The 16,611-nt window shown below is 31.1% G+C and carries 13 protein-coding genes; all 13 read right to left on the bottom strand.

Annotated features, from left to right (window positions below; translation table 11 throughout):
- Nucleotides 1-36 precede the first annotated feature (36 nt).
- The gene (locus tag FYJ33_RS10690) at nucleotides 37-1,119 is read right to left on the bottom strand and encodes an undecaprenyldiphospho-muramoylpentapeptide beta-N-acetylglucosaminyltransferase (RefSeq protein ID WP_154531730.1); all 1,083 of its coding nucleotides are present in this window, start codon (nucleotides 1,117-1,119) and stop codon (nucleotides 37-39) included.
- Nucleotides 1,120-1,360: 241 nt separating this feature from the next.
- A complete protein-coding gene (gene recJ / locus FYJ33_RS10685; RefSeq protein ID WP_154531729.1) occupies nucleotides 1,361-3,142 on the bottom strand; it encodes a single-stranded-DNA-specific exonuclease RecJ in 1,782 nt (593 codons plus the stop codon).
- 15 nt (nucleotides 3,143-3,157) lie between these two features.
- Nucleotides 3,158-4,366 (bottom strand): M16 family metallopeptidase, encoded by a 1,209-nt coding sequence (locus FYJ33_RS10680; protein WP_154531728.1) that lies wholly within the window; start codon nucleotides 4,364-4,366, stop codon nucleotides 3,158-3,160.
- A gap of 99 nt (nucleotides 4,367-4,465) precedes the next feature.
- Nucleotides 4,466-5,017 carry a DJ-1 family glyoxalase III gene (locus FYJ33_RS10675; RefSeq protein ID WP_154531727.1) on the bottom strand — a complete coding sequence of 184 codons (552 nt, stop codon included), beginning with the start codon at nucleotides 5,015-5,017 and terminating at the stop codon, nucleotides 4,466-4,468.
- 17 nt (nucleotides 5,018-5,034) lie between these two features.
- Nucleotides 5,035-7,962 carry a DNA topoisomerase IV subunit A gene (locus tag FYJ33_RS10670; protein ID WP_154531726.1) on the bottom strand — a complete coding sequence of 976 codons (2,928 nt, stop codon included), beginning with the start codon at nucleotides 7,960-7,962 and terminating at the stop codon, nucleotides 5,035-5,037.
- A gap of 28 nt (nucleotides 7,963-7,990) precedes the next feature.
- Nucleotides 7,991-9,946: a DNA gyrase/topoisomerase IV subunit B gene (locus tag FYJ33_RS10665; RefSeq protein WP_277643501.1), complete on the bottom strand. Its 1,956-nt coding sequence runs from the start codon at nucleotides 9,944-9,946 to the stop codon at nucleotides 7,991-7,993.
- A gap of 482 nt (nucleotides 9,947-10,428) precedes the next feature.
- Nucleotides 10,429-11,817 (bottom strand): glycosyltransferase family 2 protein, encoded by a 1,389-nt coding sequence (locus tag FYJ33_RS10660; RefSeq protein WP_154531725.1) that lies wholly within the window; start codon nucleotides 11,815-11,817, stop codon nucleotides 10,429-10,431.
- 224 nt (nucleotides 11,818-12,041) lie between these two features.
- Nucleotides 12,042-12,305, bottom strand: coding sequence for a DUF1294 domain-containing protein (locus FYJ33_RS10655; RefSeq protein ID WP_154531724.1), 264 nt, complete (start codon nucleotides 12,303-12,305; stop codon nucleotides 12,042-12,044).
- Nucleotides 12,306-12,371: 66 nt separating this feature from the next.
- A complete protein-coding gene (locus tag FYJ33_RS10650) occupies nucleotides 12,372-13,457 on the bottom strand; it encodes a hypothetical protein (RefSeq protein ID WP_154531723.1) in 1,086 nt (361 codons plus the stop codon).
- A 125-nt stretch (nucleotides 13,458-13,582) separates the two neighbouring features.
- A complete protein-coding gene (locus FYJ33_RS10645) occupies nucleotides 13,583-13,981 on the bottom strand; it encodes a hypothetical protein (RefSeq protein ID WP_154531722.1) in 399 nt (132 codons plus the stop codon).
- 39 nt (nucleotides 13,982-14,020) lie between these two features.
- Complete coding sequence (locus FYJ33_RS10640; protein ID WP_154531721.1) at nucleotides 14,021-15,091, bottom strand: DUF58 domain-containing protein; 1,071 nt, start codon at nucleotides 15,089-15,091, stop codon at nucleotides 14,021-14,023.
- A gap of 11 nt (nucleotides 15,092-15,102) precedes the next feature.
- On the bottom strand, nucleotides 15,103-16,044 hold the full coding sequence (locus FYJ33_RS10635) for an AAA family ATPase (protein ID WP_154531720.1): 942 nt from the start codon (nucleotides 16,042-16,044) through the stop codon (nucleotides 15,103-15,105).
- A gap of 286 nt (nucleotides 16,045-16,330) precedes the next feature.
- Nucleotides 16,331-16,465, bottom strand: a complete 135-nt coding sequence (locus FYJ33_RS16680) for a hypothetical protein (protein ID WP_268891463.1) — start codon at nucleotides 16,463-16,465, stop codon at nucleotides 16,331-16,333.
- Between the last annotated feature and the right edge of the window lie 146 nt (nucleotides 16,466-16,611).

Here is a 16,611-nt window from a genome sequence, read left to right as displayed (position 1 = left end):
TATTATTCCAAAATATAAACTATTTTCTTTTTTATTTTACATCTTTTTACACTTCATTGATTCAATTATTACATTAACTATTTTCTCGCTTCCGTTGCCATACTCTGACTTTTCCATAGCCTCAATATAAGATGATTTGTTATTCTTAAGATTATCTATCGCACTCATAAGCTTTTCTTTTGTAAGTTCTTCTTCTTCAATAACTATGCTATAACCAGCTTTTTCAAATGATTTTGAATTCAATATCTGATCACCTCTTGAAGCATTTCTTGAAAGCGGAATAAGTATATTGGGTTTCTTGAGTGCAAGAATTTCAAAAATTGAATTTGCACCTGCTCTTGAAATAATATAATCAGCCATTTTAAATATATCAGCCATCTCTGCACTCACATATTCAAACTGCTTATAGCCTTTAAGACCATTAAGAGATTTATCAATATTTCCTTTTCCACATATATGAACAACATTCATATGCTTAATTACATCATTAACAACTGCCCTTATTGTATCATTTAAGAATTTAGACCCAAGACTTCCCCCTACTACAAGAAGAACTGGTCTATTATCTGTAAAACCACAAAATTTTCTTCCTCTTTCTGCATTGCCATCATAAAGTTCTTTTCTAATAGGTGTTCCAGTAATTATTCCCTTATTATCCTTAATATACTTAAGACTTTCTGGGAAAGTAACACAAAGTTTGCTGCAGAAAGGTGCTGCTAATTTATTTGCAAGTCCTGGTGTCATATCTGATTCATGAGATACAACTGGAATTCCCTTAAAATGCGCAGCCATAACTACAGGTACGCTTACAAAACCACCCTTAGAAAAAATGATATCAGGTTTTTCTTTTCTTAATATTCTCATTGAATCAAATACTCCCTTTATAACCTTAAAAGGATCTGAAAAGTTTTTAAGATCAAAATATCTTCTTAACTTACCTGATGATATTGAATAGTATGGTATATCAGTTTTTCCTATTATCTCTTTTTCAATACCGTTCTTAGAGCCAATATATTTTATCTCGAATCCCTTACTCTTTAATAAAGGCATAATTGCTATGTTAGGTGTTACATGCCCAGCAGATCCCCCACCAGTCATAATTATTTTATATTTACTCAAAATATTCACTCCTCATATTAATTTAAAATTTATAATGTAGAATGTATAATTCAGGATGAAATCAGTAAACTGATTTCTTAATTGCAATGGAGGATTCTCCTTCAAGCCTCCTGTGAAATTACTAAACGTAATTTCACCTGCTTTCATCATAATAAGAACTGCGCTTTAGCAAAGTTCTGTTTTAAGAACTCCCTTAAGGAGTTCAATCCGAAATTATACACTATAAATTATACATCATAAATTATAGTCTTATAGATTTTATGTCAAGCTGATAGCTTCTTATTCCATTATACTCATTTATACTTGGAACATAAATAATATCCATGTTGAAATCTGCATAGCTGCTGTCCAGTACTTTAAGCAGAGCTTCTTCACCATACTTTTCTTCATACATGCTCTTAAAGTTATCGATTATATTGCCAAATCCAATAGCATCAATTGTTTTGTAACTATTTTTCATTGCTATTCTGAACTTGATAACATTTTTATCTTTTCCAAGTATCCATACCCTTGTAACTCTAAGATTTCTTTCAGCCATTATTGGTGCAGGATTTCCTTTACCATATGGTTTTATGTTTTCTACGACCTCTATGATTTTATCATTAATATTTTCTATTGGAAATCTAAAATCAATCCTTACCTTAGGCATAAGATCAACTTCTGTCAGCCTGCAATTTGCAAGAAGTTTATTTCTAAGCTTTGACAAGTTTTCTTCTTTCACAGAAAGTCCTGCTGCCATAGGATGCCCCCCAAACTTTTCAAGATATTCCTTACACTTTGAAAGTTCTTCAAAAATATTGTATTCATCTATACTTCTTCCTGAGCCCTTTGGTATCGTATTTCCACGAGTCATAATAATTGTAGGTCTATAGTATTTTTCTTTTATCTTTCCAGCAACTATACCAGCTATACTTTCATGTATCTCCCCACTATAAACAAGCAACACTTTATCGTTCTGCATATTATTATCTTCAATATACTTATTAACTGATTCAATGCTGTCTGTAGTAAGTTCCTGTCTTTCCCTGTTTAGATCTACAAGTTTCTTTGATAATTCTTTTGCTTTATCTATATCATTGCAGGTAAATAATTCTACTGATATGCTTGCACTCTCAAGTCTTCCTGTAGCGTTTATACTAGGTCCAATAACAAACCCAAGGTGAGTAGCAGTTATTTTTCTGTCTTTTAAGCCAGTTTCTTCAATTAAACATTTCAGCCCTACATTATCAGTATTTTCAATTTGTTTAAGACCAAATTTGACAATCATTCTGTTTTCATCTTTAAGATCAACAACATCGCATACTGTTGCAATGGCAGCAAACTGTATAAGTTCCTTCCACTTATCATTATGAATATCAAACTTCTCATATAAACACTTGATAAGCTTAAGTGCAGTAGCTGCTCCGCAGAGATTTTTAAACGGATATCTGCAGTCTTCTCTTTTTATATCAATAACCGCATCAGCTTCTGGCATTCTTTTTACCATGACACCATCATCATCAAACATAGGAATATCATGGTGATCTGTTACAACGACTTTCATACCAAGTGATTTTGCAAGTGCTACTTCTTCAAATGCCGCTATACCATTATCACATGTAAGGATTACTTCACAGCCTTCTTCATTAAGTTTCTTTATCCGCTCACAGTTCATACCATATCCTTCAAGTTCCCTGTCAGGAATATGATACTTGAAGTCAGCCTTTAAAGTACTTAGTCCTTTATAAAGTATAACTGTGCTCATTACACCGTCACAATCGTAATCACCATAAATAGCAATCTTACTCTGACTTATAATTGCACTGCTTATTATATCAACAGCCTTATCCATATCTTTCATTAAAAATCCGTCATGGAATTCATTCATGCTAGGATGAAGAAAATCATATGCTTCAGTTGTATCTTTTATTCCTCTGTTAACAAGCAGTTTTGCAGTATAATAATCTATATTTATGTCTTTCATCAGCTTATCAATATATTCTTTTTCATCTTTTTCATTGATTAAAAACCACTTTTCTTTCATGAATAAATCTCCTAACTATCTTATTATCTGCACAGCCGATTTTCTAAACACATGTTTTACTATATCATTTAAATTACTGATAATATCATATCTGCCCTCAAGTTCATTAACAAGCTTCTGCTCATTACCATACATTATATTATATGTTGTAAGCCTTACAGCCATAATTATTCCACGTTCAACATCCATATTTCTTTTTCTAATAATTCTTTTATATAGATTTTTAATATCATCATTATTAATTGAAATATTTCCACACTGTACATCTTTTATTATATTATCTATTAATGCTTTTACGTCATTTATTTTATCTTTTGATGTACTAGCTTTTATTGTGAACAACTTAATGCCACTTTCATTCTTTACTTCAGAAGAAACATCATATACATAACCATGTTTAGTTCTTAGATTATCATAAAGAACACATGATACACCTTCACCAAAATATGCATTAAATATTCTCATTGCTTCAATTTCATCATCATTTAAATCACTTATATCAAAACAGTACTGTATTTTTGCTCCCGTAAAACCTTCAATGTTTTTATTAAAACATTGTGGATTATCAAATTCGTAATTATATTCATACTCTTTTTGATTTCCTCTTTTCATAATACCTATTGTTCTCTCTGATAATTTTTTAACCTCATCAAAATCAAGAGAAGTAACAACTGAAACTGTACAGTTTAATCCCACATAATACTTATTATAAAACTTAACCAATGACTCTTGAGTAATCTTTTCAATATCTTCTTTATCACCGATGATGATTTTTTTCATTCTTCTGCTTTTAAATGCATTATAATAAAGTTCATCTTCACAATACTGGTCAATATCTTCCTTCCATTCCCTGCTTTCTGTCCTTATAACACTCATCTCTTCTTCAAACGCAAAGTTCATTTTAGGATTAATTACTATATCACTGTATAATTCAAACCCTTCTTCAAAATCTTCATTGCTGCATACTCCGTAATATATGACATATGGAAAGTTAGTCATAGCATTATTAAAGGCAAAAAGTTCATCACATTTCTTATTTATTTCTTCTTCACTTCTTGAATCTGTACCTTTAAATACCATATGTTCAACTGCATGGGCAGCACCTATGCTGTCATTATCTTCTTTATCTGCCCCTGCATTAAATCCAATACAAAACGAAGTTAGACTACTCTCTGTTTTTTTATATATAAGCTTCACACCATTATTTAATATAATACTTTTCAAAATACATTCCCCAACTCGTTAATTATTTTAAAAATTTAAAATGCAAATTCTCCAGACACATGCGAGGAGAATTTGCAATACATATTAATTATATTATTTTTATAAATTATATAACATACCTTCTTTAAGTTCTTCTGCTTCTTTTTCCTTACCTATGGCATTAAGTATTTCATATGCAAAGGCTAAAGCTGTAGAAGGCCCTCTACTTGTAATAATATGATTGTCAATACATACAGTATCCTGACAGTATATACAGTTTCTAAGCTGGCTTTCAAATGAAGGATAGGATGTTATTCTTTTTCCTGCTATTATTCCTGCCTTGTCTAAGACTATTGGTGCTGCACATATTGCTGCTACAATCTTTCCTGTAGAATAATAATCCTTAACAGTTTCAACAACCTTTATACTATTTCTAAGGTTTACTGCTCCAGGCATTCCTCCAGGAAGTACAATACCATCATATTCACTTGTATTTACCTCATCAATTGAATAATCTGATCTAACTGTTATCTTATGTGATCCTGCAACATTTCTATTTTCATCAATAGATACCATATCACACTGAACATCTGCTCTTCTAAGTACATCAACTACTGTTAATGCTTCTACTTCTTCAAATCCATCTGCCAGCATAACCATTATTTTGTTCATATTCTCACAGCTCCTTTTTATACTATAGATACATCCTTTACGTAATCGTCAAAGACTAGCATTATTATGTTATTCCCTCTTCCAGCCCTATTTTGAAGCTTAATGTCATCAATTTTACATTCAGCCTTGACCTGACCATTTGAAGTAACCTCTAAAATACTGTCTTTGTTTATGCAAATCTTACTTTCATTATATTCATTTGACATATAATTTTCAATATCGCTTACTATATAGCTACCAAACATAACTTCATCTTCATCTTTAAGTGAAATACCAACTACACCTGATGTAACCTTACCAATAGCATTTAAAGAATCTGCATCAAATTTAATTGCCATACCTTTTTTAGTTACTATAAGCATATGACCTATATTATCATAGCCAAGTGTAACACTTATAAGCTTATCATTTTCATTTTTCACTTTATAACCAATCTGAACCATAGCTCCTGATTCAAATTCAGTAAGCATTGTCTTTTTAACAAATCCTCTTGAAGAAACAAAATACAGCGCCATATTTTTGTCATAATGTACTACAGGCAGTACACTGATAATTGATTCATCTTTGCCAAAGTCACCGACTATAGTATTTATGTTAACAGAGCCGCTGATTGAACTTAATAAATTAGCATTAACTTTAAAGAATCTGCCCTTATCTGTAAAGATAAGTATATCATCATCGTCTTCTGTATCAACTTTAATGAATGAATCTTTTCTTCTATTGGATGCTATCTTGATTTCTCCATTTTTCTTTACTGCAAGTATAAACTTTTTATACTCTCTTTCATCAACATATTGTGCACTAACAATTGAATCTTCTGCTGGAAGAACACACAAATCAGTTCCCAATATATTTCTATCAACAGGATCTATCACTGGTTCTTTAACAGTAAAACTGAATCCTTTTTCAGTTTTAACAGTAACATATTTTTCTCCAATATCCTTATCAATCAATCTCGCATCAACAACTTTTTCACCACTCTTTAGTTTAAGCGCTAAAAGTTTAGTATATGAAGTAACAAAGTTATCAAAACTTGTCTTCTTAATACTTCCATTACTTGTAATAAACTGCATGAACTGATTACTACTGAATTCACTTACAGATTCCATAAGAATAATCTTTTCTTCATCAAGGTTAAGTCCTCTGATTAATGTATCAAGTCTTTCACCTTTTTCTTTCCACTTATATTCAGGAACCGAATTTCCCTTAATCTGATACATATATCCTTTATCAGTAAACAACAATACATTTTCCGCTGTATTTGATTTTATCAGCTTATCAAGATAATCGCCTTCTCTATATTCAATAGCATCAGCATCCTGATTAGATCTATTATAAGACTTTAGTGGAACTCTCTTGATAAATCCATCTTTAGATAAAGTTATCATTACATCTTCAACTACGATAAGTTCATCTAAATCAATTTTTGCTTCACTATCATCTTCAACTATCTCTGTTCTTCTAGGATTAGCAAACTCTTTCTTTACTTCAGTAAGTTCTTTCTTTACTACTTTTAATAATTCTTTTTCACTTTCTAGAATCTTCTTAAGAGCCTTTATCCTCTTTTCAAGTTCTGAATATTCTTTTTTGAATACTTCAATTTCAAGACCTGTCAATCTATAAAGCATAAGTTCTAGTATTGCATCTGATTGTTCTGCAGTAAAGTCAAATTTATTCATTAAATTTTCTTTAGCATTTTGCTTTGAATTTGAAGCTCGTATTGTCTTGATAACTTCATCTAAAATTCCTATTGCCTTTATAAAACCTTCTACTATATGAAATCTCTTTTCAGCAATTTCAAGTTCTTTTCTACTTCTTCTAGTAACAATATCCTTCTGATGATTTATATAATGCATTATGATTGACTTAAGACCTAATGTTTCTGGCTTACCATCTGCTAGTGCAACCATATTGAAGCTTAAATTACATTGAAGGTCTGTCTTCTTAAATAAGTATTTTAATACCTTCTCAGCGATTTCTCTAGTTGTAGATTTCTTAAACTCAATTACTGCCCTTATACCAGTTCTATCTGATTCATCTCTTATGTCAGAAATTGATTCAAGCACTTTTGAATGTTTTTTATCGCCAGTCATCTCAGAAATCATCTGAAGTGTCTTAGCTTTATTTCTTCTATAAGGGAATTCAGTTATTACTATTCCTAGTCTATCATTTTCGAGAGTTTCTATAGAAGTCTTAGCTCTTAATGTGACTTTTCCTTCTCCAGTTTCATATGCTGAAAGAAGTGACTTCTGACCAATAAGGATTCCTCCTGTTGGAAGATCTGGTCCCTTCACATAGTTCATAAGTTCTTTAGTAGTAATATCATTGTTATCTATATAAGCAAGACTTCCGTCTATTACTTCTCCTAAATTATGAGGTGGTATGTTAGTTGCAAGACCAACTGCTATACCGAATGATCCATTTACAAGCAGGTTAGGATATCTTGATGGCAGAACTGTAGGTTCCATTTCACTATCTGAATAGTTTGGTACCATATCTACAACATTTTTATCTATATCCTTAAGCATTGTAAGTGCAATTTTTGATAATCTTGCTTCAGTATAACGCATGGCAGCAGCACTATCACCATCTATAGATCCCCAGTTTCCATGTCCATCTATAAGTGGTTCTCTAGTTGAGAAATTCTGTGCAAGTATTACCATTGCATCGTAAACTGATGTATCACCATGAGGATGGAACTTACCAAGTATGTCTCCGACTATTCTCGCAGATTTATAGTAAGGTTTATCAGGTAAAGCCTTTAGAAGATATGCTCCGTAAAGTATTCTTCTATGAACAGGCTTAAGTCCATCTCTTACATCTGGAAGAGCTCTTTCCTTGGCTACTTCAACTGCATATGGAAGATAGTTGTCTGGCATAAGTTCTTCCAATGGCATTGTAATTATATTATTATCTTTTGGTATGTTATTTACTTTCTTAGCCATATTTTTCTCCTTTCAATAAGACATATCATTAAAATTCAGCGTATTTATAAAGATATTTCTTACGAGGTTCAACTACATCTCCCATAAGAAGTGAAACCATTTTTTCAGCTTTTGCAGCATCCTCTATACTTACCTGATATAAAGTTCTTGTTTCTGGATTTAATGTCGTTTCCCAAAGCTGTTCAGGATTCATTTCACCAAGTCCTTTAAATCTCTGGATAAGAGCATTCTTTCCTATTTCCTTTCTTGCCTTTTCAAGCTCGTTATCAGAATATGCATAGACGCATTTATCTTTTCCTTTGACTGTCTTATATACCTTATATAAAGGTGGCTGTGCAATGTAAAGATGTCCATTTTGTATCAATGGTCTCATGTATCTATATATATAAGTCATCCATAAAGTTCTGATGTGATATCCATCGACATCGGCATCACTCATGATTATTATTTTATCATATTTAAGATCTTCTTCCTTATAGTTATCAAGAGTTCCTGTTCCGATAGCTGTGTTGAATATCTTAAGTTCTTCTGATGCAATTACATTTTCAAGTTTCTGCTTTTCAGTGTTCATTATCTTACCTTTTGAAGGCATGATAGTCTGGAATCTTCTATCTCTCGCTTGCTTAGCTGAACCACCGGCAGAATCCCCTTCCACTACTATAAATTCATTAACAGTTTTATCTTTCAAAGTACATACTGCTACTTTTCCAGCAAGCGGTGAAGTTCCTTTACCTATCTTTTTCTTTTCAGCATCATTTATCTTCTTTATTTTTTCTTTTCTAAGAGCTGCAGCCATAGCATTGTTAATAATCATAGATGCAATATCTTTATGATCTTCTATCCATTCGCAGAACTTAGTGTAAGATAAATCATTCATCATAGTATAAGCTTCATTGTTTCCAAGCTTAGTCTTAGTCTGTCCTTCAAAAACAGGATTAGTAATCTTGATTCTGACTATGGCTGTCATTCCTTCTCTTAAGTCATCACCTTCAAATTCCTTATCCTTTTCCTTGATAATGCCAAGCTTTCTTCCCCATTCTTTAAACGCTCTTGTCATTCCAGTCTTAAAGCCGCTTTCATGAGTCCCAGCTTCAGTTGTAGGTATATTATTAACATAGCTTGCTATGTATTCAGTTGTAGAGTCAGTAAACTGAAGGCATACTTCTCCATACATTTCAAGATTTCCAACATTTCTGAATCCTTCAAAAAGTATAGGTTCTGTATGAATTGGTGTCTTGCTTTCATTAAGATAAGCTATAAAATCAAGAAGTCCTCTTTCTGAATAATATTCTTTTCTAACTTCTTCGTCTTTTCTATCATCTATAAGTTCAAGTCTAACTCCTTTATTCTGAAACGCAAGTTCCTGAAGTCTTTCGTCTATAACATCGAATTTAAATTCAGTAGTTGAAAAAACATCTTTATCAGGAAGAAAAGTAACCATTGTTCCTGTCTTATCTGTCTTACCCACTTCCATAAGCTCAGTTACAGGAGTTCCTGGCATATCTCTCTTTAATTCTTTATCGTAAGCATATTCAAATCTCTGTTTATAAATCTTTCCGTGCTGATGAACTTCAACTTCAAGCCATTTTGAAAGAGCATTAACAACAGCCGCTCCAACACCATGAAGTCCACCTGATGTTTTATAGTTTTTATTATTAAACTTTCCACCAGTATGTAGTTCTGTATATACCATTTCTACACCTGAAATTTTCTTCACAGGATGTATTCCTGTAGGTATACCTCTACCATTATCGATAACAGTTACGCTTTTATCCTTATTTAAAATAATTGTTGCCTTATCACCATATCCGTTAGTTATTTCATCTATTGCATTATCTAATATTTCCCATATGCAATGGTGCAGACCTTTAGTTCCAGTAGAGCCTATATACATACCCGGTCTTACTTTAACGGGTTCAAGTTTTTCAAGGGATGTAAGATCTGTTACATCATATTCTTCATTCTGCATATCTTCGTTAATCATAATGCCCTCCGTTTTTTCATATTTCTTATTACATCTTATATAAAAATCATTTTTCTGTCAAAAATCACTTTTCTGTCATTAATGTTTATAAATCATATTTTAGTATATTATTTTTCAAAAATCATGTCAAACATATGTTCTTGTAATTATTAATTCATATTTCATAATACATAATTTCGGATAAAATTTATTTGTTACGCTCATAAATTTTTACATTATAATGGAGGCACATCCTCCTAACCTCCTGTGGGATTGCTAAACGCAATCCCACCTGTATTTTTATCTAAACTTATCTACTTTAGTAATACTGTTTAGTTCTTATTCTATTTTAAAATGAGAAGAGTTTAAAAGAGGATACCTCCTCTTTTAAGAACTCCCTAAAGGGGAGTTAATCCTTAATTATGCATTATGCGCTATGAATTATGAATTCTAAAATATAAATTATGAATTTGACGTATAAAAAAAAGCCCGAAGGCTTTTCTTTATACGTCACAGATTTCTATTTGTCTTACATGCTGTGTATGGTTCCATTCTTTATTATTCTTGTCAAGCATTCCCTGAATAGTTATTGGAATCCAAGTTAATGTATATAGTGAATATAGTAAGAATCTGAAGAAGTACATTACTCCGTTCTTACCTTCAAGAATTCCTGCTATAAGCATAAATCCTATTGTAAATGCTGCATTAGCTCCTAATATAACCATTAAATTCTGTTCTCCAGTTAATAGCCATGGAAGAACAATAAGATTTGTTGAATAAATAACTATAGTCCAAAACATCTTCTTAGACATCTTTCTATCAACTATTAAGTATAATGGAGTTAGAATAAACTGGAACATACAGAACAGTCTCCACACCTCATCATTAAATAAATAGTTTATAACGAATATATTCATTCCTTTTGAGTTATTCTGTATCAAAGTTAAAATTAAAGAAACTCCAAGAAGAAGTGTTGTAACTGGCTGTAATACATAAAGTGCACAGTCAATAGTCTTAAAATTTCTTTCTTTAATCCCCTTCTTTAAAAGCTTAAAGAAGTATCTTGAAGCAACGTCAGTAAATCCCTGCATCCATCTTTTTCTCTGATTCCATGACTGCTTAAGCTTAAGCGGCTTTTCATCATAAATTATGGCATCATGTGCCCAGCCAACCTGTTCTCCGTGTAAAACAAGCTTACATGTAAACTCAAGATCCTCAGTAAGGCAAGTTGCGCCCCAGCCAAGTTTCTTTAAAATATCAATATCTATTACGAATCCAGTTCCACCAATCTGATTTGAAAGTCCAAGGTTACTTCTTGAAAGCTGAAACGCTCTATTCTGTGACCAGAATGCCATTGAGTAACTCTGAGTTATCCATGAGTCATTTGGGTTCTTAGAATCAAGATATCCCTGAACAACTTTGAATCCATCAAGCATTTTTGAATTCATTTCTTTTAAGAAATTTTTATCTACTACATTATCAGCATCAAATATAGTTATTGCATCAAAACCTTCATCCATTTTGAAAAGTTTATCAAACATCCATTCTAATGCATAACCTTTTCCTCTTTTTTCTTTGTTAAATCTTTCGAAAACTCTTGCTCCATGTTTTCTTGCAATATCTGCAGTATTATCAGTACAGTTATCAGCAATTACAAAAATATCGTACATATCTCTTGGATAATTAAGCTGCTTAAGACTGTCTACACAATTTGCTATAACTACTTCTTCATTATGAGCAGCTACTATACATGCAAATTTCTTAGTTGGTGTATAATTTTTCTTTTCCTTTTTTCTAAAAAGACCTATAATACCTAAAACGATTGAGTATAATGTTAATGCAAATACTATAAGCTGAAATACAGCTGTAACATTTAAAATATACTTTCCCATTAATTTCACTCCCAAATTTATTAAATGCATATCATGTTTTTTTCACATTTTATAGACGTCTTATATACTATATTTCAAATAAATTAAAAAATCAAGTACAAGTCTTTATGTAGATATGTATAATTTTGTTTCTTTTTATCATTCAATAAATTTATTCATATTCCTTAGACAATTCAATATTTGTAAACGACATCTTTTATTTTTGTCATATCGCACTTCATGCTTTACTTTAAAAAGTAATAAAGAATTAATAAATGTACAACTAAAAATAAAGTATATATAACTTTAAAGTACCAGTGTTTAGTTTTATGATGGAAAGTGTACATACCTACCAAACACCCCACACTCCCTCCAAGTAATCCAATAAAAAACAAATTATATTCAGGTATTCTCCATTTATGCTTCACTGCTCTTCTTTTATCAATCATCATTGCAATAAATCCTATAAAATTAATAATAAATAGACATATTGCTATTAGTTTATCCATATTCTCTCCTATTTAATCAAAAAGACTGCCATAAAACTTCTTATTAGCTTTACAGCAGCCTTAAATTTATTTTTCTTTATAATTTTTATGAAAGCTATTGTAATCTTCAGCTGTGCATTCACTTTCTGTATACTTTGCTTTAATATAAATGTCTCTCATATTATTAAGACATTCTTTGTTAAAACTCTCTCCTGCCTTATTATTTATCTCTTTAGTCGTATCACTACAGGCAATTTTTATATTCTTTTTACTACAGTCTAAAAGCAACTTGTAATAGTAGTATCTTATCTTATCCTTATAACTGCCCTTCTTAAGCTTATCATATATGCTTAATCTATGTTTTCCTTTATGTTCATCACTCTTAATTGCTTCTCTTTTTTCTACAAAATCTGAAGTTTCTTTTTTTCTATTATACTGCATCTTGAACATATAAAGAAATAAGCTAACAACAATTATTACTATAATTGCCTTAACAATGAATGACTGCAAAGCAAGTATAGGCTGAATTCTCTTAAGGCCTTCATTTAAATCCTGGTTTTGATTTCTCTTTCCATATATCAGTTGAAAATTCTTATAGAATTTATCAACTGTTTCCTGTTTTATATGAAACTGTGGTAACAGCTTAAATAGAATGCATGAAAAGAAAAGACATATCTTACCTAGTATAAATGATATTCCATTATAAACCATCACCGCACCAGCTTTTGCAACACTTCTAATTTCTTTTATTGAAAGTACTGCCGAAAAAACAACTACAAATATTAAATAAAACATATTTATTTTTCTCAGCTTTTTGTTTACTGTATTATATTTATAATTTCTCATCGTTCTAAGAAGCATAATATCAAAAATAATAAACAATATAGCATAAGGAATTATATATTCATTTACGATTACGCTGTCTGCAGCCAGATATGAAAAAGCAATCATGATTATAATAGCTGTAAATGCTGCTTTTAGCTGATACAGTGCCTGATCATAATTTATTTCCAAAGCAAATTTCCTATGAAAATAAGTAAGCACTGCGCCGACAATAGCTACAGAAACTTTATATGACAATCCAGGCTCAAAAAATATAGGAACAAAAGTCAAAACACAACAGGCAACTCTCAAGATATTGCTGATATGAACTTCTGAGCACACAACAGCCATTATTATCAGCATCCATAAAAAAGTATAGCCATTTATACATTTTAGATTACTGATACAAAGTATGAAATTTGCAGTCAGGAATATGAGTGATAAATATGATATCATTTTTATATACTTTACTCGCATTAATTACCGCTTCCTATACATAATATTTTAAGTTGCACTAAACTACTTTTTTTATAACTCTTATGAAATATTTGAAAATCCTCTAATGTACACTCACTTTGTGTATACTTTGCTTTTATATAAAACTTTCTCATCTGATCTAGTGCTTTCTGCTTAAAAATCATCTCTGCTTTTTTATTTATCTCATAAGTAGTATCGCTTGCAATAACTTTCACATTTTTTCTTGAGCAACCCTTCAAAAATTTGTAATAATAGTATCTGATCTGATCTTTATAATTTCTTCTTTTTAGTTTCAAATATAGCTTTTTGTTACTTTTATTTTCTATATTTTCTCTCTTATATACCTTTTCTCTTGTTTCAACAAAATCATTACACTTTTTCCTCTTACTACACTGCAAACGATAAAAACAATATAATAAAAGTAATACATTTTATCTTCATATATTCTCACATCCTAATACGAATTTAACTATGTTGTCATCCAACTTTTCAATATTCTCTCCCCTCATAGAGAAAACTATATTCTTTTCAACATATGAAGCCAGCTTATTAATTTCACTAACACTTTCAGCTGGTATTACTGGTGTGACAATAACGATTGTCCTGCAGTCAAGATGATATTCAATTGTTGTATTTATAAGGCTTGTAAAATTCATTGATGTAATACTGCATGCAGTTCCAAGATTATTAAGCATCTCGAAGTAATGAGATTCGCCAAGAGATGGAGCAACATAGCCGTTTTTATTAATACCTGTAGCATTAGTTATAAAGCCATATTTAACTTTGGCTTCTTCAAAATCATCAATGAGAGTTCTTACAAGTGAGTAGCATTTTTCAATGTTTTCTTCATCAGTGCCTATCCATAAATCTTTATTCTCATCAATATTCAAGATGATAAACACAGAATTATCTGATGTAAAATCAAAATTTCTGACCATCAGCTGACCTGTCCTAAGTGATGAAGGCCAGTGTATGTTCTTCTCAGGTTCAACCCCTGTATATTCACGTATTCCCATTGTCACTATAGGGTCTTCAACTATCCATCTTTTTACTGATGTTTCTCCGATAAATTCTCCTATTTCATCCATATCATTATCTATATCCATAGGTTTGGGATATACTATTATTTCATCTTCAAAATCCTGACTCTTTGTAACAACATCAATTCCGATGAAATCTCCTGCTGTAATGTCTACTTTTCTTAAGTAATATCTTCCTCTTTTATCAAGAGATTTTTCATATGTCCTTGTGACTCTCTGATAAGGAAGAATCATCATATTGCTGCAGTTATATATTTTGCTCTCGCCAACATATTCCTTTACCTGCAGGAATGTTACCGGCAGCATCTTTCTGTTTTCAACGCTTGTTACAATATTAAATTTTTCCCCACACTCAACATATTTAGCACTTATGCTTCTGCTATAATGTACTTTATCAAGAGCATATTTCTTACATAAACTATTTAAAATAACTCCTACAATAATAATTATTATAAATATATAAAACATAATCTTTTACCCTAGATTTCTTCAGTTGGAACTGGAACTTTTTCAAGAAGCTCATTTATATTGTCATAGATTCCTTTTCCTTTACTGCCTCTGAATTTAACTCTATGATTTAGCACAAACGGTGCCATATGTTTAACATCTTCTGGAATAACAAAATCTCTTCCGTTAATTGCAGCATAAGCTTTGCTTGCTTTATATAAAGCTATAGTACCTCTAGGACTTATTCCTAAAAGTATATTTTCCTTGTTTCTTGTTGCGTTAACTATATCAAGAAGATAATTAACAACAACATCATTCATAGTTACTTCTGTATAATGCTCTTGAACATACTCTATATCTTCTTTAGAGACTACTGTCCCAAGTTCTGCTGATAAATTCTTATTATCACTTCTTCTTACAACTTCTGCTTCCTCTTCAAATGAAGGATACCCCATATCTATCCTCATTAAAAATCTATCAAGTTGTGCTTCTGGCAAAGGATATGTACCATAAGATTCTACTGGGTTCTGTGTTGCAAGAACCATAAATGGAGAATCGAGTTTCCTAGTAAGCTTGTCCACTGTAATCTGTTTTTCTTCCATTGCCTCAAGAAGACTTGATTGAGTTCTTGGAGTTGCTCTGTTAATTTCATCTGCAACTATTATATTTGAAAAAAGTGGTCCTTCCCTAAATTCAAACTCCATGTTTTTCTGGTTATAAAAGTTAATTCCTGTAAGATCTGATGGCAAAAGATCAGGCGTAAACTGAATTCTTGTGAATTTACTACCTATACTTCCAGAAAATGATTTTACCATTACTGTTTTTCCTACTCCTGGCACATCCTCAAGCAGCACATGTCCTCCACATATAAAACTTACTACTATAAGCTCTACAACATCATTTTTACCTACCATCACTTTTGATACATTTTCGACAATCTTGTCCTTAAATTCACTATACTTTTTTGTATCCATATATTAGCCCCCTGCTTCTTATTCCCTCTATTTTTCCAATATATAATATTTATTATATCACTATCTTCTTGCCTGTCAAAATATAAAACAACAACCTTATACTTACACAGATTGTTTTTTTATCAAAACCCAGCCATTTTATTGTAATTTTTATAAAATCATTAAACTCATTAGATATGCATTTATCATCTTTATATTTGCCTTAATGTATATCTGCCTCATCTTCTCAAAAAAATAATTCATGTGTTTTTTCACATGAATTACTCATCTAAATTATCAATCACCATTAGACATCATTATTTTTTACAGAATGTCTCTTAGCATTTTTGTTCTTATTCTGATTTTCTGTAGCTATTGTGGGACCTCCTGTTGCTTTCATCATTCTTGTAAACTTGTTATCAATCTGACTATCCTTTGCCATAACGACAACTCCTTTCTATATGATATATTTCTACTGATGTATAGTGAATAATTATTTAGAAACTCTCATGAACCTTTGCTCCGTTTCTATTAGTTATTTTAATTAACTATTCACTCATTATTATCTTTTGTTTATACAAAATCATT

The sequence above is a fragment of the Inconstantimicrobium porci genome (genome assembly GCF_009696465.1).
Classification (GTDB): domain Bacteria; phylum Bacillota; class Clostridia; order Clostridiales; family Clostridiaceae; genus Inconstantimicrobium; species Inconstantimicrobium porci.
Note: the sequence above shows the minus strand (reverse complement) of the source record. Positions and strands in the feature narration are given on the sequence as shown.

What these genes read in the sequence shown, in the direction of transcription:
- recJ (WP_154531729.1), bottom strand. Translation starts at nt 3,142, where the DNA reads ATGAAAGAAAAGTGGTTTTTAATCAATGAAAAAGATGAAAAAGAATAT.
- FYJ33_RS10675 (WP_154531727.1), bottom strand. Translation starts at nt 5,017, where the DNA reads ATGAACAAAATAATGGTTATGCTGGCAGATGGATTTGAAGAAGTAGAA.
- FYJ33_RS10670 (WP_154531726.1), bottom strand. Translation starts at nt 7,962, where the DNA reads ATGGCTAAGAAAGTAAATAACATACCAAAAGATAATAATATAATTACA.
- FYJ33_RS10665 (WP_277643501.1), bottom strand. Translation starts at nt 9,946, where the DNA reads ATGATTAACGAAGATATGCAGAATGAAGAATATGATGTAACAGATCTT.
- FYJ33_RS10660 (WP_154531725.1), bottom strand. Translation starts at nt 11,817, where the DNA reads ATGGGAAAGTATATTTTAAATGTTACAGCTGTATTTCAGCTTATAGTA.
- FYJ33_RS10655 (WP_154531724.1), bottom strand. Translation starts at nt 12,305, where the DNA reads ATGGATAAACTAATAGCAATATGTCTATTTATTATTAATTTTATAGGA.
- FYJ33_RS10650 (WP_154531723.1), bottom strand. Translation starts at nt 13,457, where the DNA reads ATGGCTGTTGTGTGCTCAGAAGTTCATATCAGCAATATCTTGAGAGTT.
- FYJ33_RS10640 (WP_154531721.1), bottom strand. Translation starts at nt 15,091, where the DNA reads ATGTTTTATATATTTATAATAATTATTATTGTAGGAGTTATTTTAAAT.
- FYJ33_RS10635 (WP_154531720.1), bottom strand. Translation starts at nt 16,044, where the DNA reads ATGGATACAAAAAAGTATAGTGAATTTAAGGACAAGATTGTCGAAAAT.
- FYJ33_RS16680 (WP_268891463.1), bottom strand. Translation starts at nt 16,465, where the DNA reads ATGGCAAAGGATAGTCAGATTGATAACAAGTTTACAAGAATGATGAAA.